Source organism: Pseudomonas fakonensis (assembly GCF_019139895.1).
In the GTDB taxonomy this organism is placed as follows: domain Bacteria; phylum Pseudomonadota; class Gammaproteobacteria; order Pseudomonadales; family Pseudomonadaceae; genus Aquipseudomonas; species Aquipseudomonas fakonensis.
The window spans coordinates 5,654,392-5,679,310 of sequence record NZ_CP077076.1 but is presented as its reverse complement, the minus strand read 5'-3'; the positions used below and the strand labels follow the sequence as shown (position 1 = coordinate 5,679,310).

General features: G+C 64.1%; 18 protein-coding genes and 2 pseudogenes. 14 read left to right on the top strand and 6 right to left on the bottom strand.

The window, feature by feature from the left end; translation table 11 throughout:
- Window positions 1-28: 28 nt before the first annotated feature.
- Window positions 29-1,393 carry a formimidoylglutamate deiminase gene (locus tag KSS94_RS25040; protein ID WP_217840705.1) on the bottom strand — a complete coding sequence of 455 codons (1,365 nt, stop codon included), beginning with the start codon at window positions 1,391-1,393 and terminating at the stop codon, window positions 29-31.
- Between the two features lie 145 nt (window positions 1,394-1,538).
- Here KSS94_RS25040 and hutC point away from each other — a divergent pair, with 145 nt between their 5' ends.
- From hutC to KSS94_RS24970, 14 genes are all read left to right on the top strand, one after another.
- Window positions 1,539-2,249, top strand: coding sequence for a histidine utilization transcriptional repressor HutC (gene hutC, locus KSS94_RS25035; RefSeq protein ID WP_217843665.1), 711 nt, complete (start codon window positions 1,539-1,541; stop codon window positions 2,247-2,249).
- Window positions 2,246-2,818 carry a HutD/Ves family protein gene (locus tag KSS94_RS25030; RefSeq protein WP_217840704.1) on the top strand — a complete coding sequence of 191 codons (573 nt, stop codon included), beginning with the start codon at window positions 2,246-2,248 and terminating at the stop codon, window positions 2,816-2,818. The genes hutC and KSS94_RS25030 overlap by 4 nt, the downstream gene beginning before the upstream one ends.
- A 156-nt stretch (window positions 2,819-2,974) precedes the next feature.
- The gene (gene hutU / locus KSS94_RS25025; protein WP_217840703.1) at window positions 2,975-4,648 is read left to right on the top strand and encodes a urocanate hydratase; all 1,674 of its coding nucleotides are present in this window, start codon (window positions 2,975-2,977) and stop codon (window positions 4,646-4,648) included.
- A 68-nt stretch (window positions 4,649-4,716) separates the two neighbouring features.
- Window positions 4,717-6,249 (top strand): histidine ammonia-lyase, encoded by a 1,533-nt coding sequence (gene hutH, locus KSS94_RS25020; protein WP_217840702.1) that lies wholly within the window; start codon window positions 4,717-4,719, stop codon window positions 6,247-6,249.
- 152 nt (window positions 6,250-6,401) lie between these two features.
- Window positions 6,402-7,805, top strand: a complete 1,404-nt coding sequence (locus KSS94_RS25015; protein WP_217840701.1) for an amino acid permease — start codon at window positions 6,402-6,404, stop codon at window positions 7,803-7,805.
- 17 nt (window positions 7,806-7,822) lie between these two features.
- Window positions 7,823-9,028, top strand: coding sequence for an imidazolonepropionase (hutI, locus tag KSS94_RS25010; RefSeq protein ID WP_217840700.1), 1,206 nt, complete (start codon window positions 7,823-7,825; stop codon window positions 9,026-9,028).
- A gap of 90 nt (window positions 9,029-9,118) precedes the next feature.
- A complete protein-coding gene (hutG, locus tag KSS94_RS25005; RefSeq protein WP_217840699.1) occupies window positions 9,119-9,922 on the top strand; it encodes an N-formylglutamate deformylase in 804 nt (267 codons plus the stop codon).
- A gap of 248 nt (window positions 9,923-10,170) precedes the next feature.
- Window positions 10,171-11,142 carry a prolyl aminopeptidase gene (gene pip / locus KSS94_RS25000; protein ID WP_217840698.1) on the top strand — a complete coding sequence of 324 codons (972 nt, stop codon included), beginning with the start codon at window positions 10,171-10,173 and terminating at the stop codon, window positions 11,140-11,142.
- Window positions 11,139-11,576 (top strand): D-aminoacyl-tRNA deacylase, encoded by a 438-nt coding sequence (gene dtd, locus KSS94_RS24995; protein WP_217840697.1) that lies wholly within the window; start codon window positions 11,139-11,141, stop codon window positions 11,574-11,576. The genes pip and dtd overlap by 4 nt, the downstream gene beginning before the upstream one ends.
- Before the next feature lie 263 nt (window positions 11,577-11,839).
- Window positions 11,840-13,567: a glucan biosynthesis protein G gene (locus tag KSS94_RS24990; protein WP_217840696.1), complete on the top strand. Its 1,728-nt coding sequence runs from the start codon at window positions 11,840-11,842 to the stop codon at window positions 13,565-13,567.
- The gene (gene mdoH / locus KSS94_RS24985; RefSeq protein WP_217840695.1) at window positions 13,560-16,127 is read left to right on the top strand and encodes a glucans biosynthesis glucosyltransferase MdoH; all 2,568 of its coding nucleotides are present in this window, start codon (window positions 13,560-13,562) and stop codon (window positions 16,125-16,127) included. The genes KSS94_RS24990 and mdoH overlap by 8 nt, the downstream gene beginning before the upstream one ends.
- 237 nt (window positions 16,128-16,364) lie before the next feature.
- Complete coding sequence (locus KSS94_RS24980) at window positions 16,365-17,162, top strand: transporter substrate-binding domain-containing protein (RefSeq protein WP_217843664.1); 798 nt, start codon at window positions 16,365-16,367, stop codon at window positions 17,160-17,162.
- Window positions 17,163-17,391: 229 nt separating this feature from the next.
- Window positions 17,392-18,354, top strand: coding sequence for an amino acid ABC transporter permease (locus KSS94_RS24975; RefSeq protein WP_217840694.1), 963 nt, complete (start codon window positions 17,392-17,394; stop codon window positions 18,352-18,354).
- Window positions 18,347-19,081, top strand: a complete 735-nt coding sequence (locus tag KSS94_RS24970; RefSeq protein WP_217843663.1) for an amino acid ABC transporter ATP-binding protein — start codon at window positions 18,347-18,349, stop codon at window positions 19,079-19,081. Before KSS94_RS24975 ends, KSS94_RS24970 begins: the two co-directional genes overlap by 8 nt.
- A 348-nt stretch (window positions 19,082-19,429) precedes the next feature.
- Here KSS94_RS24970 and KSS94_RS24965 read toward each other — a convergent pair whose 3' ends face one another.
- From KSS94_RS24965 to KSS94_RS27720, 5 genes and pseudogenes are all read right to left on the bottom strand, one after another.
- Window positions 19,430-20,479, bottom strand: coding sequence for an RHS repeat-associated core domain-containing protein (locus KSS94_RS24965; protein WP_217840693.1), 1,050 nt, complete (start codon window positions 20,477-20,479; stop codon window positions 19,430-19,432).
- Between the two features lie 281 nt (window positions 20,480-20,760).
- Window positions 20,761-21,624, bottom strand: coding sequence for a methyl-accepting chemotaxis protein (locus KSS94_RS27735; protein ID WP_437180026.1), 864 nt, complete (start codon window positions 21,622-21,624; stop codon window positions 20,761-20,763).
- A pseudogene (locus KSS94_RS27730) lies at window positions 21,616-22,713 on the bottom strand (methyl-accepting chemotaxis protein); the annotation flags it as partial. The pseudogene KSS94_RS27730 and the gene KSS94_RS27735, both read right to left, overlap by 9 nt.
- A 261-nt stretch (window positions 22,714-22,974) precedes the next feature.
- A complete protein-coding gene (locus tag KSS94_RS27725; protein WP_437180025.1) occupies window positions 22,975-23,688 on the bottom strand; it encodes a methyl-accepting chemotaxis protein in 714 nt (237 codons plus the stop codon).
- A 141-nt stretch (window positions 23,689-23,829) separates the two neighbouring features.
- Window positions 23,830-24,780 (bottom strand): annotated as a pseudogene (locus KSS94_RS27720) (methyl-accepting chemotaxis protein); the annotation flags it as partial.
- Between the last annotated feature and the right edge of the window lie 139 nt (window positions 24,781-24,919).

Below are 24,919 nucleotides of genomic sequence, written 5' to 3'. Positions count from 1 at the left end.
GTCTGCGATAAGGCCCCAGCGATACTGATCAGCCCAGCAGCTGGCGCAACACCTGGGCAAACGCCACTGCACTTTCTTCTTCCTGCCCGTGCCGCCCCTGGCGCACCACCCACTGGCCATTGACCATCACATCACGCACCTGACGGTCGCCCCCGGCAAACAGCCAGCGGTTGAGAATGGCATCACCCTCGGCCACGGCCAGGTACGGGTCGTGCCCGTCCAGCACCAGCCAATCGGCGCGCTTGCCCACCGCCAGCTCACCCACCGGCTGCCCCAGCGCCTGGGCGCCGCCCAGCAATGCCGCGTCGTACAGGGTGCGGCCGACCATCGGCTGGTCAGCGCGGTACAGCCGGTTGCGCCGCTGGTCACGCAGGCGCTGGCCGTATTCCAGCCAGCGCAGTTCTTCCACCACGCTCAACGACACATGGCTGTCCGAGCCGATGCCCAGGCGCCCGCCCAGGGCCAGGTAATCCACCGCCGGGAAAATACCATCGCCCAGGTTGGCCTCGGTGGTCAGGCACAGGCCGGCCACCGCAGCGCTGCGGGCCATGGCGCGGACTTCGTCGGGTTCGGCATGAGTGGCGTGCACCAGGCACCAGCGCTGGTCGACATCGACATTCTCGTATAACCACTGCAATGGCCGCCGGCCGCTCCAGGCCAGGCAGTCATCGACTTCCTTCTGCTGTTCGGCGATATGAATATGCACCGGGCACTGCGCATCGCCGGCGCCCAGCACTTCGGCGATCTGCCCGGGCGTTACCGCACGCAGCGAGTGGAAGCACAGCCCCAGTTGCTGCGCCGGCTGCGCGCTGAGCAACGGCCCGAGCTGCTGTTGCAGGCGCAGGTACTGTTCGGTGGAGTTGATGAAGCGCCGCTGGCCGTCATTGGGCGCCTGGCCGCCAAAGCCCGAGTGGCTGTAGAGCACCGGTAGCAGGGTCAGGCCGATGCCCGTGGCGGCCGCCGCTGCGCTTAAGCGCCGCGACAATTCGGCCGGGTCGGCGTAGCGGCGACCGTCCTGGTCGTGGTGCACGTAGTGGAACTCGGCCACCGAGGTGTAGCCGGCCTTGAGCATCTCGATGTACAGCTGGCGGGCGATCACCTGCAACTGCTCTGGGGTGACGTTGCCGGCCAGGCGGTACATCAGCTCGCGCCAGGTCCAGAAGCTGTCGTTGGGGTTGCCGACCACTTCCGCCAGCCCCGCCATGGCCCGCTGGAACGCGTGCGAGTGCAGGTTGGGCATGCCCGGCAGCAGGGGCCCTGCCAGGCGCTCGGCGCCTTCGGCGTCGGCATCGGCCATGACCGTTGCCAGCCGGCCATCGGCGGCGACCTCCAGGCGGACGTTGCGGGCCCAGCCCGTGGGCAGCAGGGCGCGTTCGGCAAAATAGGCGGGCATCGGTGATTTCCTGTTATTGTCATACTTGTATATACATATACAGCCGTTTGCCTGCCGGGTAAACTCCGGCAAGCTACCGTTCACTCCAACCGCACAAGGACTCAACGCCGTGCCGACATCTCCTGTCTCCGCGCTGGTTGCCCAGATGGGCGAAGGGCCGGCGCCGCTCTATGCCCGGGTGAAACAGATGATCATCCAGCAGATCGAGAGCGGCAGCTGGCCGCCCCATCACCGGGTACCCTCGGAGAGCGAGCTGGTCGCCGAGCTGGGCTTCAGCCGCATGACCATCAACCGCGCCCTGCGCGAGTTGACCGCCGAGGGCCTGCTGGTGCGCATGCAAGGCGTCGGCACCTTCGTCGCCGAGCCCAAGACCCGTTCGGCGCTGTTCGAGGTCAACAACATCGCCGACGAGATCGCTGGGCGCGGCCACCAGCATAGCTGCCAGGTCATCAAACTGGTCGAGGAGGCCGCCGGCTCCGAGCGCGCCCTGGCCCTGGACATGCGTGAAGGCCAGCGGGTGTTCCACTCGCTGATCGTGCACTTCGAGAACGGCGTGCCGGTGCAGATCGAGGACCGCTACGTCAACGCAGCCATCGCCCCGGACTACCTCAAGCAGGACTTCACCCGGCAGACGCCCTACGCCTACCTGTCCCAAGTGGCGCCACTTACCGAAGGCGAGCACGTGGTCGAGGCCATTCTTGCCGAGCCCGACGAATGCCGCCTGCTACAGATCGAGCGCGGCGAGCCGTGCCTGCTGATCCGCAGGCGTACCTGGTCAGGCCGCCAGCCGGTGACCGCCGCGCGGCTGATCCACCCCGGTTCCCGTCATCGCCTGGAAGGACGTTTCAGCAAATGAGCCAGTTGCAGTTGTTGCGCGCCCGGGATTACCCGCGCATGCCCTGGAAGAATGGTGGGGGTTTCACCGAAGAGATCACCCGCGACAGTGGCGAGGGCCTGGAAGGCTTCGGCTGGCGCCTGTCGATCGCCGATATCGAGGAGTCCGGGGGCTTTTCCAGCTTTGCCGGTTATCAGCGCATCATCAGCGTGTTGCAGGGCGACGGCATGCGCCTGCTGGTCGATGGCCAGGCAAGCCGGCCACTGCTGGCGTTCGATGCGTTCGCCTTCAGTGGCGAAAGCCAGGTCAGTTGCAACCTGCTTGGCTCAGCCATCCGCGATTTCAACCTGATCTACGCACCGCACCGCTACCGGGCGCGGCTGCAGTGGTTCGATGGCACCAGCCGGTTGTTCAGTTCGGCGTCGACGGTATTGCTGTTTGCTGCGAGCAATCAGGTGGAAGTGGCGATGGCTGGGCATGAAATGCAGCGACTGGGCCTGTATGACTGCCTGCGCATCGAGGGCAATGAAGCGTTGCTGGGGCTGGATGTGCAGGGGCGGTTCTGCCTGATCGAACTCATTCCAGCTTGAGATAGCCGGGGCCGCGAAGCGGCCCCCGGTGCATTCATGAATTCGAAGGAGGGGTTCGTTAATTTTGGTTGTCCATGCTTGTACATACAAGTAAAGGTGTGTTTATCTATTCACCACGACACACCTGCCCGCGGACCACCGCCGAGGACCTTTCCCGTGACCGACAACAACAAATACCGTGACGTTGAAATCCGTGCCCCCCGTGGCAACAAGCTGACCGCCAAGAGCTGGCTGACCGAAGCGCCACTGCGCATGCTGATGAACAACCTCGACCCGCAGGTCGCGGAAAACCCGAAAGAGCTGGTGGTGTACGGCGGCATCGGCCGCGCCGCGCGCAACTGGGCGTGCTACGACAAGATCGTCGAGACCCTGACCCGCCTGGAAGACGACGAAACCCTGCTGGTGCAGTCGGGCAAGCCGGTCGGCGTGTTCAAGACCCACAGCAATGCACCTCGGGTGCTGATCGCCAACTCCAACCTGGTACCGCACTGGGCCAACTGGGAACACTTCAACGAGCTGGACGCCAAGGGCCTGGCCATGTACGGCCAGATGACCGCCGGCAGCTGGATCTACATCGGTAGCCAGGGCATCGTCCAAGGCACTTATGAAACCTTCGTCGAAGCCGGCCGCCAGCACTACGGCGGCAGCCTCAAAGGCAAGTGGGTACTGACCGCAGGCCTGGGTGGCATGGGCGGCGCCCAGCCGCTGGCCGCGACCCTGGCCGGTGCCTGCTCGCTGAACATCGAGTGCCAGCAGAGCCGCATCGACTTCCGCCTGCAAACCCGCTACGTCGACGAGCAGGCCAAGGATCTGGACGACGCCCTGGCACGCATCGCCAAGTACACCGTCGAAGGCAAGGCCATCTCAATCGCCCTGCACGGCAACGCGGCCGAAATCCTGCCCGAGCTGGTCAAGCGTGGCGTGCGCCCGGATATGGTCACCGACCAGACCAGCGCCCATGACCCGCTCAACGGCTACCTGCCTGCCGGCTGGACCTGGGAGCAGTACCGCGACCGCGCGCAGACCGAGCCGGCTGCTGTGGTCAAGGCCGCCAAGCAGTCGATGGCCGTGCATGTGCAAGCCATGCTCGACTTCCAGAAGCAGGGCGTCCCGACCTTCGACTACGGCAACAACATCCGCCAGATGGCCAAGGAAGAAGGCGTGGCCAATGCCTTCGACTTCCCGGGCTTCGTGCCGGCCTACATCCGCCCGCTGTTCTGCCGTGGCATCGGCCCGTTCCGTTGGGCTGCGCTGTCGGGCGAGGCCGAAGACATCTACAAGACCGACGCCAAGGTCAAGGAACTGATCCCCGACGACGCCCACCTGCACCGCTGGCTGGACATGGCCCGCGAGCGCATCAGCTTCCAGGGCCTGCCGGCGCGTATCTGCTGGGTCGGCCTGGGCCTGCGTGCCAAGCTGGGCCTGGCGTTCAACGAAATGGTGCGCAGCGGCGAGCTGTCGGCGCCGGTGGTGATCGGCCGCGACCACCTGGACTCGGGCTCGGTGTCCAGCCCCAACCGTGAGACCGAAGCCATGCGCGACGGCTCCGACGCGGTTTCCGACTGGCCGCTGCTCAATGCCCTGCTCAACACCGCAGGCGGCGCCACCTGGGTTTCGCTGCACCACGGCGGTGGCGTGGGCATGGGCTTCTCCCAGCACTCGGGCATGGTCATCGTCTGCGACGGCACCGATGAAGCTGCCGAGCGCATTGCCCGGGTGCTGACCAACGACCCAGGCACCGGCGTGATGCGCCATGCCGACGCCGGTTACGACATTGCCATCGAGTGCGCCAAGGAGCAGGGCCTGGACCTGCCGATGATCACCGGTTGATCGCTGCACTTTGAGTGATACTGAACAACAAGAGGGGCCTGCGGGCCCCGACAGAATGGAGTAGCAAAGTGACCGAACTGACCCTCAAGCCCGGCACCCTGACCCTGGCCCAACTGCGCGCAATCCACGCTGCGCCCGTGCGCCTGCAACTGGATGCCAGCGCCGCACCGGCCATCGACGCCAGCGTCGCCTGCGTCGAGCAGATCATCGCCGAAGACCGCACCGCCTATGGCATCAACACAGGTTTCGGCCTGCTGGCCTCGACCCGCATCGCCAGCCACGACCTCGAAAACCTGCAGCGCTCGCTGGTGCTGTCCCATGCCGCCGGTGTCGGTGCGCCGCTGGACGACGCTTTGGTGCGGCTGATCATGGTGCTCAAGATCAACAGCCTCAGCCGCGGGTTCTCGGGTATCCGGCGCAAGGTCATCGATGCACTGATCGCCCTGGTCAACGCCGAGGTCTATCCGCACATCCCGCTCAAGGGCTCGGTCGGCGCCTCCGGCGACCTCGCCCCGCTGGCGCACATGTCGCTGGTACTGCTGGGTGAGGGCAAGGCAAGGTACAAGGGCCAATGGTTGTCGGCTACCGAGGCGCTGGCCGTCGCGGGCCTGGAGCCGCTGACCCTGGCCGCCAAAGAGGGCCTGGCCCTGCTCAACGGCACCCAGGCATCCACTGCCTACGCCCTGCGCGGCCTGTTCCAAGCCGAAGACCTGTACGCCGCTGCCATCGCCTGTGGCGGCCTGAGCGTCGAAGCTGCCCTGGGTTCGCGTTCGCCGTTCGATGCGCGCATCCACGCCGTGCGTGGCCAGCGCGGCCAGATCGACACCGCGGCGTGCTTCCGTGACCTGCTGGGCGATTCCAGCGAAGTGTCGCTGTCGCACAAGAACTGCGACAAGGTCCAGGACCCGTACTCGCTGCGCTGCCAGCCGCAGGTCATGGGTGCCTGCCTGACCCAGATCCGCCAGGCCGCCGAGGTGCTGGGCATCGAAGCCAACGCCGTATCGGACAACCCGCTGGTGTTCGCTGCCGAAGGTGACGTGATTTCCGGCGGCAACTTCCACGCAGAGCCTGTGGCCATGGCCGCCGACAACATCGCCCTGGCGATTGCCGAAATCGGTTCGCTGAGCGAGCGGCGCATCTCGCTGATGATGGACAAGCACATGTCCCAGCTGCCGCCGTTCCTGGTAGAGAACGGCGGGGTCAACTCCGGCTTCATGATCGCCCAGGTCACCGCTGCCGCCCTGGCCAGCGAGAACAAGGCCTTGTCGCACCCGCACAGTGTCGATAGCCTGCCGACCTCGGCCAACCAGGAAGACCACGTTTCCATGGCCCCGGCTGCCGGCAAGCGCCTGTGGGAAATGGCCGAGAACACCCGTGGCGTGCTGGCCATCGAATGGCTGGGTGCGTGTCAGGGGCTGGACCTGCGCAAGGGCCTGAAAACTTCGGTGAAGCTGGAGCAGGCGCGCCAGGCGCTGCGCCGTGAAGTGCCGCACTATGACCGCGACCGCTTCTTTGCGCCGGACATCGAGGCAGCTGTCGAGCTGCTGGCCAAGGGCAACCTGACCGGGCTGCTGCCAGCGGGTGTCCTGCCTAGCCTCTGATGCCAACCGGGGCCGCTTTGCGGCCCTTTCGCGACACAAGGCCGCTCCTACAAAGGTTATGCGTTCTGCTGTAGGAGCGGCCTTGTGTCGCGAAAGGGCTGCAAGGCAGCCCCATCGACCTCACGACCACAAAAACAATTCAAGGACGTGACATGCAACAAGCTCAAGGTCTCAAGCGCGGGCTAACGGCCCGCCACATCCGTTTCATGGCCCTAGGCTCTGCCATCGGCACCGGCCTGTTCTATGGCTCTGCCTCGGCCATCCAGATGGCCGGCCCGGCCGTGCTGCTGGCCTACCTGATCGGCGGCGCCGCCGTGTTCATGGTCATGCGCGCCCTCGGCGAGATGGCCGTGCACAACCCGGTGGCCGGCTCCTTCGGGCACTATGCCAGCACCTACCTCGGCCCCATGGCCGGCTTCATTCTTGGCTGGACCTACGCTTTCGAGATGGTCATCGTCGCCATCGCCGACGTTACCGCCTTCGGTATCTACATGGGCTTCTGGTTCCCCGAGGTGGCGCGCTGGGTCTGGGTGCTGGGTATCGTGTTCCTGATCGGCGGCCTCAACCTGTGCAATGTGCGGGTATTCGGCGAGATGGAATTCTGGCTGTCGTTGCTCAAGGTCGGTGCCATCGTTGCGATGATTCTCGCCGGCCTTGGCATCATGGCCTTCGGCTTCAGCCAGGTGGGCAGCGGCCATGCGGTCGGCGTCAGCAACCTGTTCGAGCACGGTGGTTTCCTGCCCAATGGCGTGGGTGGCCTGATCGCTTCGTTCGCGGTGGTGATGTTCGCCTTTGGCGGCATCGAGATCATCGGCGTCACCGCCGGTGAAGCCAAGGACCCGCAGCGGGTCATCCCCAAGGCGATCAACGCGGTGCCGCTGCGTATCCTGCTGTTCTACGTGCTGACCCTGTTCGTGCTGATGTGCCTGTACCCCTGGCCGCAGATCGGCAGCCAGGGCAGCCCGTTCGTGCAGATCTTCAGCAACCTGGGCATCGGCTCGGCGGCGGCGCTGCTCAATATCGTGGTCATTTCCGCAGCGGTCTCGGCGATCAACAGCGACATTTTCGGTGCCGGTCGCATGATGTACGGCCTGGCTCACCAGGGGCATGCGCCGCGCGGCTTCGGCCAGCTGTCCCGGCACGGCGTACCGTGGATGACGGTAATGGTGATGGGCGCCGCGCTGCTGGTCGGGGTGCTGCTGAACTACCTGATCCCTGAAAACGTGTTCCTGTTGATTGCCTCGATCGCCACCTTCGCCACCGTGTGGGTGTGGCTGATGATCCTGGTGACCCAGGTGGCCATGCGCCGCGGCATGAGCCGTGAACAGGTGGCCGAGCTCAAGTTCCCGGTACCGTTCTGGCCTTATGGGCCGGCCATGGCCATCGCCTTCATGCTGTTCATCTTCGGCGTGCTCGGGTATTTCCCGGATACCCAGGCCGCATTGCTCGTCGGTGTCATCTGGGTGGTGTTCCTGGTGGCTTCCTACCTGCTGTGGTGCAAACCGCGCGCAGGCAAGGGCGAGCCGGCCCGGGAGCCTGCCGAGCTGCACCGCTGAAACCCAAGGAGACCCTGATGAGAACCCTCTGGCAGCACTGTCACGCCGCAACCATGGCCGGCGGCCGTTACTCGGTCATCGAGGACGCCGCCATCGTCACCAGCGCAGGCTTGATCGAATGGATCGGCCCGCGCGACGACGTGCCACCGGTGGCCACCGACCGTATCGTCGACCTGGGCGGCGCCTGGGTCACTCCCGGGCTGATCGACTGCCACACCCACGCGGTGTTCGGCGGCAACCGCAGTGGCGAGTTCGAGCAGCGCCTGCAGGGTGTCAGCTATGCCGAGATCGCCGCCCAGGGCGGCGGCATCGCCAGCACCGTGCGCGCCACCCGGGCCGCCAGCGAGGATGAGCTGTTCGCCAGCGCCCGCCAGCGCGTACAGGCGCTGATGCGCGACGGGCTGACCTGCATCGAGATCAAGTCCGGCTACGGCCTGGACTTGGCAAGCGAGCGCAAGATGCTGCGCGTGGCCCGGCGCCTGGGCGAAGAGCTGCCGGTCAGCGTGCGCACCACCTGCCTGGCGGCCCATGCGTTGCCGCCGGAGTACGCTGGGCGGGCGGATGACTACATCAGCCATATCTGTGACCAGATGCTCCCGGCACTGGCCGGCGAAGGTTTGGTGGATGCGGTGGACGCGTTCTGCGAGCACCTGGCGTTCTCCCCGGCGCAGGTCGAGCGGGTGTTCATCAAGGCCCATGAGCTGGGCTTGCCGGTCAAGTTGCATGCCGAGCAGCTGTCGTCGCTGCACGGCTCGAGCCTTGCGGCGCGCTACCAGGCGCTGTCGGCCGACCACCTGGAATTCATGACCGAAGAAGACGCCATTGCCATGGCCAAGGCCGGCACCGTCGCGGTGCTGCTGCCGGGCGCCTTCTATTTCTTGCGTGAAACCCAACTGCCGCCGATGGACGCGCTGCGCCGCCACGGGGTGAAGATTGCCCTGGCCAGCGACCTCAACCCGGGCACTTCGCCAGGCTTGTCGCTGCGCCTGATGCTGAACATGGGCTGCACGTTGTTCCGCATGACCCCGGAAGAGGCCCTGGCCGGCGTCACCCTGCATGCTGCTACGGCGCTGGGCATGGGTGACAGCCATGGCTCGCTGGAGGAGGGCAAGGTGGCTGACTTCATCGCCTGGCAAATCGACCGCCCCGCCGATCTGGCTTACTGGCTCGGCGGCGAACTGCCCAAGCGTGTGGTGCGCCTGGGCCATGAAATCTCCAACTGAAAGCTGCCCGCTCCCACAAGCATGCGCTGAATCATGAATTTCAACGGGGCCCGGTTTGCAGCTGGCTTCAACATTTAATTAGGAAGCCCGATGAACACGGTATTGAGTTTTCACCAAGGCCGGCTGCCACTGCTGATCAGCATGCCCCACGCAGGCCTTGCCCTGACCGACGTCGTACGCGACGGCCTGGTGCCACCCGCCCGCAGCCTGCCGGACACTGACTGGCACATCCCGCGCCTGTACGACTTCGCCCGCGAACTGGGTGCCAGCGTGGTGGCCGCGGAGTATTCGCGTTTCGTCATCGACCTCAATCGGCCGGATGACGACAAACCTTTATATGCCGGGGCCACCACCGGACTGTATCCGGCGACACTGTTCGAGGGTGAACCGCTGTTCATGGACGGGCAGGTGCCGACCGCCGATGAGCGGGCGACCTACCTGGAGCGGATCTGGCGGCCGTACCACGACACGATTCGTCGTGAGTTGGCGCGGATGCGTAAGGAGTTTGGCTATGCGTTGCTGTGGGATGCGCACTCGATCCGATCGGTGATCCCGCACCTGTTTGACGGCAAGTTGCCGGACTTCAACCTGGGCACCTTCAATGGCGCCAGTTGCGACCCCGAGCTGGCCGAGCGCCTGAAGGGCGTGTGCGCCGGCTTCCCGGGTTACAGCCATGTGCTCAACGGGCGTTTCAAGGGCGGGCACATCACCCGCCACTATGGCGACCCGGCCCAGCACATTCATGCGGTGCAGTTGGAGCTGGCGCAGAGTACCTATATGCAAGAGGTGGAGCCGTTCGCGTACCGGGAGGACCTGGCGCAGCCGACGCAGGAAGTGTTGAGAGGGTTGCTGGAGGCCTTGCTGGGTTGGGCGCGCGAGCGCTACGGGCGCTAGGCCGAAGCTGATCCAGCAATCGGGTGTGGGAGACTGTCTTGTGCTGCCTGCTCCGGCCTCATCGCCGGCAAGCCGGCTCCTACGGGGACTGCATGGCGTTCAGGCTTGTGCTGTCCCTGTAGGAGCCGGCTTGCCGGCGATGGGGCCGGTACAGGCAATACCCCGGCAAATGACACGGGTACATGCTCTTCGCGCAATTCAGGTTTATGATGCCCAACGGCAGATTAAATCCTCACACGGAGTGCGCAATGCAGACCCTGTACCCGCAGATCAAACCCTACGCCCGGCACGATCTGGCCGTGGAAGCGCCGCATGTGCTGTACGTCGATGAAAGCGGTTCGCCGGAAGGTCTGCCTGTGGTGTTCATCCACGGGGGGCCGGGTGCCGGCTGCGATGCACAGAGCCGTTGCTACTTCGACCCCAACCTGTACCGCATCGTTACCTTCGACCAGCGCGGCTGCGGGCGCTCCACCCCGCATGCGAGCCTGGAGAACAACACCACCTGGCACCTGGTCGAAGACCTCGAGCGCATTCGCGAGCACCTGGGCATCGACAAGTGGGTGCTGTTCGGCGGCTCCTGGGGCTCCACCCTGGCCCTGGCCTATGCCCAGAAACACCCCGAGCGCGTGCACGGCCTGATCCTGCGCGGCATCTTCCTGTGCCGCCCTCAAGAAATCAGCTGGTTCTACCAGGAAGGCGCCAGCCGCCTGTTCCCCGACTACTGGCAGGACTACATCGCACCGATTCCGGCCGAAGAGCGCGGCGACCTGGTCAGCGCCTTCCACAAGCGCCTCACCGGTAACGACCAGATCGCCCAGATGCACGCGGCCAAGGCCTGGTCCACCTGGGAAGGCCGTACCGCCACGCTGCGGCCCAACCCGCTGGTGGTCGACCGCTTCTCCGAGCCGCAGCGCGCGCTGTCGATTGCCCGTATCGAGTGCCACTACTTCACCAACAATGCCTTCCTCGAGCCGGACCAACTGATCCGCGACATGCCCAAGATCGCCCACCTGCCGGCGGTGATCGTGCACGGTCGCTACGACGTGATCTGCCCGCTGGACAACGCCTGGGAGCTGCACCAGGCCTGGCCCAACAGCGAGCTGAAGGTGATTCGCGATGCCGGCCACGCCGCCTCCGAGCCCGGCATCACCGACGCGCTGGTGCGCGCCGCCGACCAGATGGCCCGGCGCCTGCTCGACCTGCCCCTGGAAGAAGCATGAAGGCGCTGATCCAGCGCGTGCGCGGGGCGCGGGTGGAAGTCGGCGGCGAAATCGTCGGCGCCATCGACCAGGGTTTGCTGGCGCTGGTGGCGGTGGAGCCTGAAGATTCCCCCGAGCATGCCGACAAGCTGTTGCACAAGCTGCTCAACTACCGGGTGTTCAGCGACGAGCAGGGCAAGATGAACCGCTCGCTCAAGGACGTCGGCGGCGGCCTGCTGCTGGTTTCGCAGTTCACCCTGGCGGCCGACACCCGCAGCGGTATGCGCCCGAGCTTCTCCACGGCGGCACCGCCGGCCCTGGGCGCCGAGCTGTTCGACTACCTGCTGGGGCAGGCGAGGGCCCAGTATCCGGTGGTGGCCAGCGGCAGGTTTGGCGCCGACATGCAGGTGCACCTGGTCAATGATGGCCCGGTAACATTTATGTTACAAATATGAGGTCAAAAAACCCCTTGTTTGTAGGAAAACAAGGGGTTTTGTACGATAAATAGTTGGTCCAGCCTGATGCGTTGTAACGCGACCTGCTGGATAATCGCGCGCTGCGTGAGCCTGCGTTCGCAGGTTCGATCCACTTTGACACGAGCATTGTCTGGGTCCGTTTGGGGAATCATTGCGCCCTCACGGGGTCCGAACAGTGCTCGCCAACCCGGCTTTGTCGCTGGCCGTTGGTTTCATGATCTGTTTTTCGGCGAGGATTGCTCGTGATTGTAAGCCCCTGTATTGCACCAAGAATCCCCGGCACCCGGCTGCGCAAGGCAGTGTTGGCTGGCGTTGCGCTGGTTGGCCTGATGAGCGCCGGCCAGCTGTGGGCATTCAATCTGGACGACGTTGCAGCCAAGGCAAAGGATCTGGCCGGCCAGAAGTACGAGGCACCGAAGAGCAACCTGCCGCCGGTGTTCCGTGACATGAAGTACGCCGACTACCAGAAGATCCACTTCCTCCAGGAAAAGGCCGAGTGGGCCAAGGACAAGACGCCGTTCAAGCTGTCCTTCTACCACCAGGGCATGCACTTCGATACGCCGGTGAAAATCAACGAAATCACCGCCAAGAAAGTCGAAGAGATCAAGTACGACCCGAGCCGCTTCGAGTTCGGTGACGTACCGCATGACACCGAGGCCACCAAGAACCTGGGTTACGCCGGTTTCCGCGTGCTCTACCCGATCAACAAGGCCGACAAGCAGGATGAAATCATGACCCTGCTTGGCGCCAGCTACTTCCGCGTGGTCGGCAAGGGCCACCGCTATGGCCTGTCGGCCCGTGGCCTGGCCATCGACACCGCGCTGCCGTCGGGCGAAGAGTTCCCGCGCTTCCGTGAGTTCTGGATCGAAAAGCCCAAGCCCAACGACAAGCACCTGGTCATCTACGCACTGCTCGACTCGCCGCGCTCCACTGGCGCCTACAAGCTGACCCTGCGCCCGGGCGATGACACCCTGGTCGACGTCAAGTCGCGGGTGTACCTGCGTGACCACGTCAGCCGCCTGGGCGTTGCCCCGCTGACCAGCATGTTCCTGTTCGGCCCCAACCAGCCGTCCAAGGTGCAGAACTACCGTCCGGCCCTGCACGACTCCGAAGGCCTGAGCATCCATGCCGGCAACGGCGAATGGCTGTGGCGCCCGCTGAACAACCCGAAACACCTGGCAGTGAGCAACTTCAGCGTCGAGAACCCGCGTGGTTTCGGCCTGCTGCAGCGCCAGCGCGCCTTCAGCGACTTCGAAGACCTCGACGACGAATACGAAAAGCGCCCGAGCGCCTGGATCGAACCTAAAGGCGACTGGGGCAAAGGCACCGTCGACCTGGTCGAAATCCCGACTGCCGACGAGACCAACGACAACATCGTTGCGTTCTGGAGCCCGGAAACCCTGCCTGAGCCTGGCAAACCGTTCGAATACGACTACCGTCTGCGTTGGACCATCAAGGAAGACCAGTTGCACGCCCAGGACCTGGGCTGGGTCAAGCAGACCCTGCGCTCCAGCGGTGACGTCAAGCAGGCCAACCTGATCCGCCAGCTCGATGGCAGCGTGGCCCTGCTGGTCGATTTCGTCGGCACCAACCTGGCGGCCCTGCCGGCCGACGCCAACGTGCGCAGCCAGGTCAGCACCGGCGACAATGCCGAGGTGGTCGAGAACAACCTGCGCTACAACCCAGAGACCAAAGGCTGGCGCCTGACCCTGCGGTTGAAGATCAAGGACCCGAAAAAGTCCACCGAAATGCGTGCCGCGCTGGTGCGCGACGTGCCGGTCGAGCAGCCCAAACCTGCCAAGGAAACCAAGGCCGCAACCAAGCAGGCCCACGCCAAGGCTGAAAAAGCCAAGGCCGAGAAGCCAGCCGAGCAACCAGCCGCCGATGCGGCATCCACCACCGAGGCCCCGGCCACTACTGAAAAAGTGCTGACCGAGACCTGGAGCTATCAGTTGCCTGCCGATGAGTAATTCAAGCCCAAGGCCAGAATCGCTTGGCGAATACCTGGCCCACCTGCCCCTGAGCGATGAGCAGCGCGCGGAACTCGCCAGCTGCACCTCGTTCAGCGAGCTGCACCAACGCCTGGCGGCGCAACCTGCCGCCAGTACCGCCGAGGCCGTGCAGGCTTCGGTGGGTTCGCGCCTGACCGTCGGCAGCGCTGCCGAGCTTGAAGAAGCCGAGATGCTTGGCGTCGATGGCAGCGGCCTGCTGTGCCTGAAGATCGCCCCGCCGATCAAGCGCACCAAGGTCGTGCCCGAGCCGTGGCGCACCAACGTGCTGATTCGTATCTGGCGGCGCATGACCGGCCGCACCAACGCCCCGCAGCCGCCCAAACGCGAGCTGCCGCCGGCGCGCTGGCGCACGGTCGGCTCGATCCGTCGTTATATCCTGCTGACGCTGATGATCGGCCAGACCATCGTCGCCGGCTGGTACATGAAGGGCATCCTGCCGTACCAGGGCTGGTCGTTCGTCGACCTCGACGAAATCCTCAACCAGCCGCTGTGGGACACCGTGGTGCAGGTGTGGCCGTATGCGCTGCAAACCTCCATCCTAGTGCTGTTCGGCATCCTGTTCTGCTGGGTCTCGGCGGGCTTCTGGACCGCGCTGATGGGCTTCCTCGAGCTGCTTACCGGGCGTGACAAATACCGCATCTCCGGCAGCAGCGCCGGCAACGAGCCGATCGCCCCCGAGGCGCGAACCGCGCTGGTGATGCCGATCTGCAACGAAGACGTGCCGCGGGTGTTCGCAGGCCTGCGCGCCACCTTCGAGTCGGTGGCCGCCAGCGGCAACCTCGACCGCTTCGACTTCTTCGTCCTCAGCGACACCAACGACCCGGACATCGCCGTTGCCGAGCAACAGGCGTGGCTGGACGTATGCCGCGAAACCAAAGGCTTTGGCCGTATCTTCTACCGCCGCCGCCGGCGCCGGGTGAAGCGCAAGAGCGGCAACCTCGACGACTTCTGCCGTCGCTGGGGTGGCGAGTACAAGTACATGGTCGTGCTCGACGCCGACAGCGTCATGACCGGCGAGTGCCTGAGCAGCCTGGTGCGCCTGATGGAGGCCAACCCGGACGCCGGCATCATCCAGACCGGCCCGAAAGCCTCGGGCATGGACACCCTGTATGCGCGCATGCAGCAGTTCGCCACCCGCGTGTACGGCCCGCTGTTCACCGCCGGCCTGCACTTCTGGCAGCTGGGCGAGTCGCACTACTGGGGCCACAACGCGATCATTCGCATGAAGCCGTTCATCGAGCACTGCGCCCTGGCGCCGTTGCCGGGCAAGGGCGCGTTTGCCGGGGCCATTCTGTCCCACGACTTCGTCGAAGCCGCGCTGATGCGCCGTGCCGGCTGGGGCGTGTGGATCGCCTATGACCTGCCGGGCAGCTACGAAGAGCTGCCGCCGAACCTGCTGGACGAGCTCAAGCGCGACCGCCGCTGGTGCCACGGCAACCTGATGAACTTCCGCCTGTTCCTGGTCAAGGGCATGCACCCGGTGCACCGCGCGGTGTTCCTCACCGGTGTCATGTCGTACTTGTCAGCCCCGCTGTGGTTCCTGTTCCTGGTGCTGTCCACCGCGTTGCTGGCAACCAACACGCTGATGGAACCGCAGTACTTCATCGAGCCGTTCCAGCTGTACCCGCTGTGGCCGCAGTGGCACCCGGAAAAAGCCATCGCGCTGTTCTCCACCACCATCGTGCTGCTGTTCCTGCCCAAGCTGCTCAGCGTCATCCTGATCTGGGCCAAGGGCGCGGTGGAGTTCGGCGGGCGCTTCAAGGTCACGCTCTCGATGCTGATGGAGATGCTGTTCTCCATGCTGCTGGCGCCGGTGCGGATGATCTTCCACACCCGCTTCGTACTGGCCGCATTCCTCGGCTGGGCCGCGACCTGGAACTCGCCGCAGCGTGACGATGACTCCACGCCGTGGAGCGAAGCGATTCGCCGGCATGGCCCGCAGACCCTGCTGGGCTTCGCCTGGGCGGCTCTGGTGGCCTGGCTGAACCCAAGCTTTCTGTGGTGGCTGGCGCCTATCGTCGGTTCGCTGCTGCTGTCGATCCCGGTGTCGGTGATTTCCAGCCGCACCGGCCTGGGCCTGGCTGCTCGCGACGAGAAGCTGTTCCTCATCCCCGAGGAATACGCCACCCCGCAGGCGCTGCTGGCCACCGACCAGTACACCCACGAGAACCGCTGGCATGCCCTGCATGACGGCTTTGTACGTGCGGTGGTCGACCCGCGGCAGAACGCCCTGGCCTGCGCCATGGCCACTGCCCGTCACGGCCAGTCCACGGCGATCGAGTCGCTGCGCGCCGAGCGCGTGGCCAAGGCCCTGGAAGTCGGGCCCAAGGGCCTGGATGGCAACACCCGCCTGGCGTTGCTGAGCGACCCGGTGGCGCTGTCGCGCCTGCACGAGCAGGTCTGGGCCGGGCATCACTCGGCCTGGATCGACCTGTGGCGGGCCTCGATCGACAACGACCCGCACTCGCCGCTGTTGCCGCTGCACCCGGAGAACCAGGCGCAGCCAGCCCTGGCATAAGCCTGTACGGCCGACATCGCGGGGCAAGCCCGCTCCCACGTGATACTGCGTGGGAGCGGGCTTGCCCCGCGATGCTTTTTACAGCGTCCATCACCGATTATGGCCAACAAAGTCCCCCCCGGCACTAGGTCCCAGGCCCTGCATGCGTTAGCATCCCTCCCGACATTTCGCACAGGTCGGTACGACCGTGCCTACAAAAAAAATCTGCGGACTCTTTTCTCAGGGGACTTGGTGATGATGAAAAAATACCTGTCGCGACTGCTGCTCGGCGTGACCGCGCTGGTTGCGGTAACCGCCGCCCAGGCCGGCGCCATCGACGACGCGGTCAAGCGCGGCACCCTGCGTGTAGGCATGGACCCGACCTACATGCCGTTCGAGATGACCAACAAGCGTGGCGAGATCATCGGCTTCGAGGTCGACATCCTCAAGGCCATGGCCAAGTCCATGGGCGTCAAGCTGGAGATGGTGTCCACCGCCTACGACGGCATTATCCCGGCCCTGATGACCAACAAGTTCGACTTCATCGGCAGCGGCATGACCCTGACCCAGGAGCGCAACCTGCGCCTGAACTTCAGCGAGCCCTTCATCGTGGTCGGCCAGACCCTGCTGATCCGCAAGGAGCTGGCCGGTGAGATCAAGTCGTACAAGGACCTGAACAACGAGAAATACCGCCTGACCTCCAAGCTGGGCACCACCGGCGAAATGGTCGCCAAGAAGCTCATCAGCAAGGCCAAGTACCACGGCTACGACAACGAGCAGGAAGGCGTGATGGACGTGGTCAACGGCAAGGCTGACGCCTTTGTCTACGACTCGCCCTACAACGTGGTGGCGGTAGAGAAAGCCGGCGCCGGCAAGCTATTGTTCCTCGAAGAACCCTTCACCTACGAGCCGCTGGCCTTCGGCCTGAAGAAAGGCGACTACGACAGCATCAACTACATCAACAACTTCCTGCACCAGATCAAGCATGACGGGACCTACGATCGTATCCACGACAAGTGGTTCAAGAACAAGGACTGGCTGAAGGAAATGGAATAAGGCCCGGGCCACAAGCCCAGGCACTGACCCCGACGCGCTAGGCGGGGTGCTTTGAACGGTTCAGGTGATGGGTTGCCTGGGCCGGCCCCATCGCCGGCAAGCCGGCTCCTACAGGGGATCGCATACACCTGCAGGAGCCGGCTTGCCGGCGATGGGGCCAGGCCTGCCAATGCACAACCTTGCCGCCCAAGGCACCCCCCGCGCGTTTCGCTTTTACGGAAGTACCCACGTGATCAAATACAAGAAAGCCCAGTGGCCCTGGCATGGGCTGACCGCGCTGGTCCTGGTGGGCCTGGCGCTCAGCCTGTACATGGCCACCTCGATGATTTCCTACGAGTGGCGCTGGAACCGCGTTCCGCAATACTTCGCCTACAAGGCCGAGGAAACCCAACGGGCCGCCAACTATGGCTCGGTCGAGCAAATCGTGGTGTCCGGCGACAACGCCCGGGTCACCCTGAAAGATGACAGCGGCGACACCCAGGTCATCGAAGTGGCGGCCGACAGCCTGCAACTGTCCCGTGGCGACGACGTGGCCGAAGGCGATGCCATCGGCGTCACCCGCCACTGGGCTGCAGGCCCGCTGGCCTGGGGCCTGTGGACCACGTTGTGGATCTCGGTGGTTTCCGGTGCCCTGGGCCTTTTGATCGGCCTGTTCGCCGGGCTGTGCCGGCTGTCCAGCAACCCGACCCTGCGCGACTTGTCCACGGTGTACGTGGAGCTGGTGCGCGGCACGCCGCTGCTGGTGCAGATTTTCATCTTCTACTTCTTCATCGGCACTGTGCTCAATCTGTCCCGCGAGTTTGCAGGCGTTGCCGCGCTGGCCTTGTTCACCGGTGCTTACGTGGCCGAGATCGTTCGCGCCGGCGTGCAGTCGATCGCCAAGGGCCAGAACGAAGCCGCGCGTTCGCTGGGCCTGAACGGCAGCCAGTCGATGCGCCACGTGATCCTGCCGCAGGCGTTCAAGCGCGTACTGCCGCCGCTGGCCGGGCAGTTCATCAGCCTGGTCAAGGACACCTCGCTGGTGTCGGTGATCGCCATCACCGAGCTGACCAAGAGTGGCCGCGAAGCCATTACCACCTCGTTCTCGACCTTCGAGATCTGGTTCTGCGTGGCAGGCCTGTACCTGCTGATCAACCTGCCGCTGTCGCACATCGCCAGCCGGCTCGAGCGGAGGCTTGCGCAAAGTGATTGAAGTCCGTGACCTGCTGAAAGTCTTCGACACCCGCGGCATGGTGGTGCGCGCGGTGGACAACGTCAGCACCCGCGTGGCCAAGGGCGAGGTGGTGGTGGTGCTGGGCCCTTCGGGCTCGGGCAAGTCGACCTTCCTGCGCTGCCTCAACGGCCTGGAGCACTTCGATGCCGGCCACGTCGCCATCGACGGCCTGCAGCTGGACGACCCGAAGACCGACATCAACGCCTACCGCCGCGAAGTGGGCATGGTGTTCCAGCACTTCAACCTGTTCCCGCACATGACCGTGCTGGAAAACCTGTGCCTGGCGCAGAAGGTGGTGCGCAAGCGCAACAAGGCCGAACGCGAGGCCAAGGCGCATGCGTTGCTGAAGAAGGTCGGCATTGCCGAGAAGGCCCACGAGTACCCGTCACGCCTGTCTGGCGGCCAGCAGCAGCGGGTGGCGATTGCCCGGGCTCTGGCGATGGAGCCGAAGGTGATGCTGTTCGACGAGCCCACCTCGGCTTTGGACCCGGAAATGGTCGGCGAGGTGCTGGACGTGATGAAGACCCTGGCGCAAGAGGGCATGACCATGGTCTGCGTCACCCATGAAATGGGCTTTGCCCGTGAAGTGGCCGACCGCGTGCTGTTCTTCGACCACGGCAAGCTGCTGGAAGACTCGGCGCCACAGGCGTTCTTCGACTCGCCGAAAGACCCGCGCGCCCAGGCGTTCTTGCGCCAGGTTCTGTGAAGAGAGAACTTCAGTTCTATGAGCGCTCGGGTGGGTGCGGGCTTGCCCGCGATGGTGAAGCTAATGCCACCATTGTGATGCAAGCCTGCTCCTACAATGTATTGGTAATGCCTTGATTAGGCTCTGTACGAAAAGTGCCTGCGCGACGATCATGCTGCGTTAAAAACAGGCTGGTGCGCCAACCAGTCAAGCCGAGCGCGACTCCGATCGTTCCTCACCTGTTTTCGCCTTGCCTGATCGCCGCGCGGCGACTTTTCGTACAAACCCCAGGGTAATACATTCGCTGGAAAAAATTGATGCTTTGCGTTGTGTCTCGGGTCTCGTCTTTGGTCGCTTTCGCAGATTGCCTTAGAAGGGTGCCTCCTTCGATCTAGGTGGAACTACAGGCTCCCCGCCACTTGAGCGAATAATTATTGATTCATATGCGGGTTCTCTGATGACAATCTGAATGGCGCGTCGAGTAGAAACGCTGCCATTTTCCCTACTAAAATCAAAGTCCCTTCCAAGCCTGAGTCTTCCAGCATTCTGGGTGTACACATAATGGCGTTTGTAGTCAGGGGAGGGGGTGCTATAAACTGAGTTTTGGTCAAAGGGTGATATATAGAAGCCGTCACCAAATTCTTGATCGCCGGAACTTTGTTTAAGGTGGATTGGATCAAGGCCGGTGACCAAACTCGGCGTATTTTTAGCTCGAGAACCATGGTATCCAATCAGGTCCCACCCTTTTGGGACTTGACGTTCAGCTTCACGGTCCGGAAGCGATGGCTGTGATCCAAATTTTCTTCGCGCAGTTGGAGTGTTCGCTCTAAGTTCACGCATGTCGCGGTTAAATATATTTTCAAGTTCGCTCCGAGTTGCTCGACCAGATTTCGCTATAAGCCACGCTTTTCTTGTGGCGCGGAGTTTGGCTTCAAACCAAGGACTGACGCCTGCGCGTCCACTTGGATCATATAGGTTTATCGGATCTCCAAAGCAGTAGCAGTAGGCATTGAGACCTCCTGCAGCGAATGGGCTCATACTGTCCGAAGAGTTGAATCGGCCTAACTCCGAGTTAAATGCTCGATGGCCATTACCCAAAAAATAGAGCAGGCTCGTTGGTTCTAGTTTTTCGCCGTTGTATCCAATAATCGTCGCCGATTTTAATTCAGGACTAGAGAAGCCGTATGGCGAATAGGCGGCGTGGTGGAGAGGGGGCTCGGTGCTATATATACCAAGCACTGAGTTGTGCGGGTCAGTGGCGAGGAAATCAGTAGTGTCTAAATTGTACCCTCTATTTCGGAGTGCCAAAATTGAGCCCCCGCCTCGTAGGATTGAAGTGCTGGCAGCTGTTGCTATCTCAGTGGCTATCCGGTTTCGACAGTAGAAACGCAACAGGCTATCTGTTTTTTGTTTAATCATATGGAGGTCTTCTCTATTAGGGCGGGCGCATTCTGCGCTGCTCAGCGCTGAGTGAGAGGGGTGCGATCGAGTTTCGCACCCAGCATCGCAAGTGGCTACTGGCAAAATTACTAGGTATTGACTGAAGCAAGCCAGATTTCGACTGTTCTCCGCCCATTTTTTCTGGAAGCCTGTTCTAAAGCTGCGAAAGGCGCGAAGTTTCTAAAATAAGAAAAAGCCGTTCCATTCGCATGGCCGTCGATGGTCCGGCTTTTTCTTCCGGCTTTAAATTTGCCGCTGCTTCACAAGCTGAACTTGCCCACCATCCCGCGCAGTTCGCGCCCCAACTCCCCCAGCTCAACGCTCGATGCTGCCGTCTGTTGCGTCGCGCTGCTGGTCTGATCCGACACATCACGCACGTTCATCACGCTGCGGTTGATCTGCTCGGCGACCACGCTCTGCTCCTCGCTGGCGGTGGCGATCTGCTGGTTCATGCCCTGTATCGCCGACACCGTGTCGGTGATCTGCCCCAGCGCCGCGCCGGCCTTGCGGCTCAGCTCGACACTCTGCTCGGTCAGTTGCTTGCTGTCGCCCAGCAGGCTCATCAGCTGGTCGGTGCCGCCATGCAGGCTGTCGATCAGCCCCTCGATTTCCTCGGTGGACTGCTGGGTACGCTGGGCCAGGCCGCGCACCTCGTCGGCGACTACCGCAAAACCACGCCCGGCCTCGCCGGCGCGGGCCGCTTCGATGGCGGCGTTGAGGGCCAGCAGGTTGGTTTGTTCCGACACAGACTTGATCACATCGAGAATCGAACCGATGCGCTGGCTCTCGCCGGCCAGGTGGCCCATGGCGGCCAGGCAGTGGTCCATCTGCCCGGCCAGTTGCTCGATCTGGCCGATGGCCTCGGCCACCACCTGGTCGCCCAGTTGCGCCTGCTGGTCGGCAGTGGTTGCGGCTTGTGATGCCTGCTCGGCGTTTTGCGCGACCTCCTGCACGGTGGCGCTCATCTGGTTCATTGCTGTGGCCACCTGGTCGGTTTCTTCCTTTTGCTGGCCGACCCGTTGCTGGGTCTGCTCGCTGACCGTGCCGAGTTCGTCCACGGCTTCTGACAGCCGGCTGACTCCGTTTTCGATACCGCCCAGCAAGTCGCGCAGGCTCAGGGTCATGGCGCGCATGCTGCCCTGCAGCTGCCCCAGCTCGTCGCGGCGGTCGATGTCGTCCACCTGGCTGAGGTCGCCGCTGGCGATGCGTTCGGCCTGGCGCAGGGTCTGGCGCAGCGGGGCGGTGATCTGCTGGCTGATCAGCCAGGCGGCCAGGCTGCCCAGCAGCAGGGCAAGCAGGGCCACGCTGGTCATTTGGCTGCGTGCGGCCAGGGCCTGCTCATCACGCAGGGCCACTTGGTTGTCGCTGAGCTCGCGGCTGCTGGCGGTGATCTGGTCGCCAAGGCTTTCCATGTCGTTCTGCAGCAGCTCGACGGCGATGGCGGCGTGGGCATAGGCGAGCAGTTGTTGGCGGTAACCTGCCAGTTGCTCGACCACAGGCACGGTCAACCCCTGGGCAGGCTTGACCCGTTCGATTAACCCACGCAGCTCATCGAGGCTGGTTTGCGCTGAGGAGATGGCCGGCTGGCCAACCTGTTGGTAGCTCTGCAGCGGCTCGCTGTAGTAGGCCGGAATCGCGGCGCGCTGGTTGGCCATCTCGACATGGCGGGCCAGCCTGTCCAGCAGGTCGAGGGCCTGGCGCTGTGTTGCAGGCTGGTCGAGCGCATCCAGATGGGCCAGCAGTTGGCCCTGCAGTTGGCTAAGCGTGGTATCCAGCGTGGCCTCCCGGGCCAGCAGCACCTGGCGCTGCTGCTGGCGGGTGAGGGCGGCCTGGCGCAGCTTGTCGAAGTCGGCGCGGTAGCGGCTGATGAGGTCGCGCTTGCCGGCCAGCAGGCGCATGTTCTCCGGGCTCTGGTAGTGCGGCGCCATGCCGTCGATCAGGGTTTCCAACTGCTTGAGGGTGAGCTCGAGCTGATTGCGGCTGTGCTCGTCGTCCAGCACGCGGAAGGTGATGCGTTCGGCCCGCAGGTCCTTGGCCAGGTCGTTCAGGCGGGCAATTTGCGTGAGCTTTTCCGAGCGTTCGATGGCGTCACCCAGGGCCAGCCAGCCGGCCAGGGTGGTGAGCAGGGTGAGCAGCAGTACCACGGCAAAGCCGAGGGCAAGTTTAAGGCGCACGCTGAGGTGGCCGAGCAGGCGATTGAGCGGTCCGAGCATGGTGGAACTCCGGTGAGTGATGACAGACTGCTCATCGGCCGGAGTGGGGTCGGACTGGACCTGCAAATCGTGTGGGAAATTTCCTAGCAAGAGCTAGGAAATTTCATTTCGCAAATTGACGCGATCCCTGTAGGAGCGGCCTTGTGCCGCGAAAGGACCGCAAAGCGGTCCCGGCGATTGTGCATGAGACCAGAGATCCTGGGGCCGCTACGCGCCCCTTTCGCGGCACAAGGCCGCTCCTACAACAGGTCGCGGTCGGCCTTACAAGCGGAACTTGCCCACCAACCCCTGCAAGTGCGTGCCCAGGCGCGCCAGCTCGACGCTGGAGCTGGCGGTCTCTTCACTGGCGGCGGAGGTCTGGTCGGAAATATCGCGTACGTTCATCACGCTGCGGTTGATCTCCTCGGCCACCGCGCTTTGCTGCTCGGCGGCAGTGGCGATCTGCTGGTTCATCGCCTGGATCGACGACACGGTGCGGGTGATGGTGTCCAGCGAGCCGCCGGCGCGGCGGGTCAGCTCGACGCTGCTGTCGGTCAGCGCGCGGCTGTTGTCCATCACGCTGGCCACCCGCTGGGTGCCGCTCTGCAGGCCGGCGATCAGCTCTTCGATCTCTTCGGTGGACTGCTGGGTACGTTGGGCCAGGCTGCGCACCTCGTCGGCCACCACGGCAAAGCCACGGCCGGCTTCACCTGCACGGGCGGCCTCGATGGCGGCGTTCAGCGCCAGCAGGTTGGTCTGCTGGGCCACCGACTTGATCACATCGAGCACGCTGCCGATCTTGTCGCTTTCGGCCTTGAGCTGGTTCATCGCTTCGCTGGAGTTGACCACCTCGCCGGCCAGGCGCTCGATCTGGGCGATAGCTTCGCCCACCACCTTGTCACCCTCGCGGGCCTGCTGGTCGGCCATCAGCGCGGCTTCCGAGGCCTGCTCGGCGTTGCGCGCCACTTCCTGCACGGTGGCGGCCATCTCGTTCATGGCGGTGGCCACCTGGTCGGTCTCGACCTTCTGGTTGTTCACCCCGGCGCTGGTCTGTTCGGTGACTGCCGACAGCTCTTCGGCGGCGCTGGCAATTTGCGTGACGCCGTCGCCGATGCCGCCGATCAGCTGGCGCAGGCCCTGGGTCATGCGCTGCATGCTGGCCTGCAACTGGCCGAGCTCGTCGCGGCGCTCCACCACCAGGTCCTGGCGCAGGTCGCCGTTGGCCACGCGCTCGGCGGCGGCCAGGGTCTGGCGCAGCGGCACGATGATCTGCCGGGTGATGGCGAAGGCGGCGAGCACGCCCAGCAGCAGGGCCAGCAAGGTGGCACCGCCGAGCATGGTCTTGGCCTGTTGGGTGCCTTGGTCGCGCACTTCGGTTTGCGATACGGTCATCGCGGCAGCGGTGTCGAGCAGCACCTGGCCTTGCACCGACATGCGCTGCAGGGCCTGTTCGCTGGCGATCTGGGCAGTGCCGAACTGGTTCACCGCATCGCGGTAGGCGGCCATGGCGCTGGCCGAGTCGTCCAGGCTGGCGGCGTACTCGGCAGGCAGGCGCGCCGGCAGAGCCTTGAGCAGGGCCACTGCCTGATCGATGGCGTTCAGTGCGGTTTGCTGGAACTCGGCCTTGCCGCTGTAGGTGTAGCCACGTACCTGGAAGCGCGCCTGTTGCAGCAGGGCGCTGGCTTGTACGGCCTCCTGGTATTGCTGGATGTCACCGGCCTGCAGCAGGCGCTGCTGGATCTTGCCGAGCAGCTCGGCGGCCTTGTCGGCGCTGTCACCCAGCACACCACGGCTGGCCTCGCGGCGTTGGCCGGCCTGGCGCAGCTCGGCGAAGCTCTGCTGGTACTGGCGCACGGCATCCTGCTGCTGGGCCAGGCGCTGGCGGTCGGCGGGGGCTTCGATCTGCCCAAGCATCAGTTGTACCTGGCGCTCGAGGTTGCCCAGGGCCTTTTCCAGCTCGGCCACCGACGCTTCGTCAGCGCTGCGCTGGTAGTGCTGGCGGGCGATGCGCAGCTCCTGGGTGTATTGGTGGATCACCGAGATATTGCCCAGCTTGTCGCCGCGCTCGGTGACTTTGTCGATACCCATCCAGCCGGTGAAGGTGATGCCCAGGGTGAGCAGCAGCACCAGGCCGAAACCGATCCCCAACTTGCGATTGACGCTTACATTCCCCAGTGACTGGGCAACCCAACGGTACATAGACGACTCCCCGGCTTCGGCAGTGCAG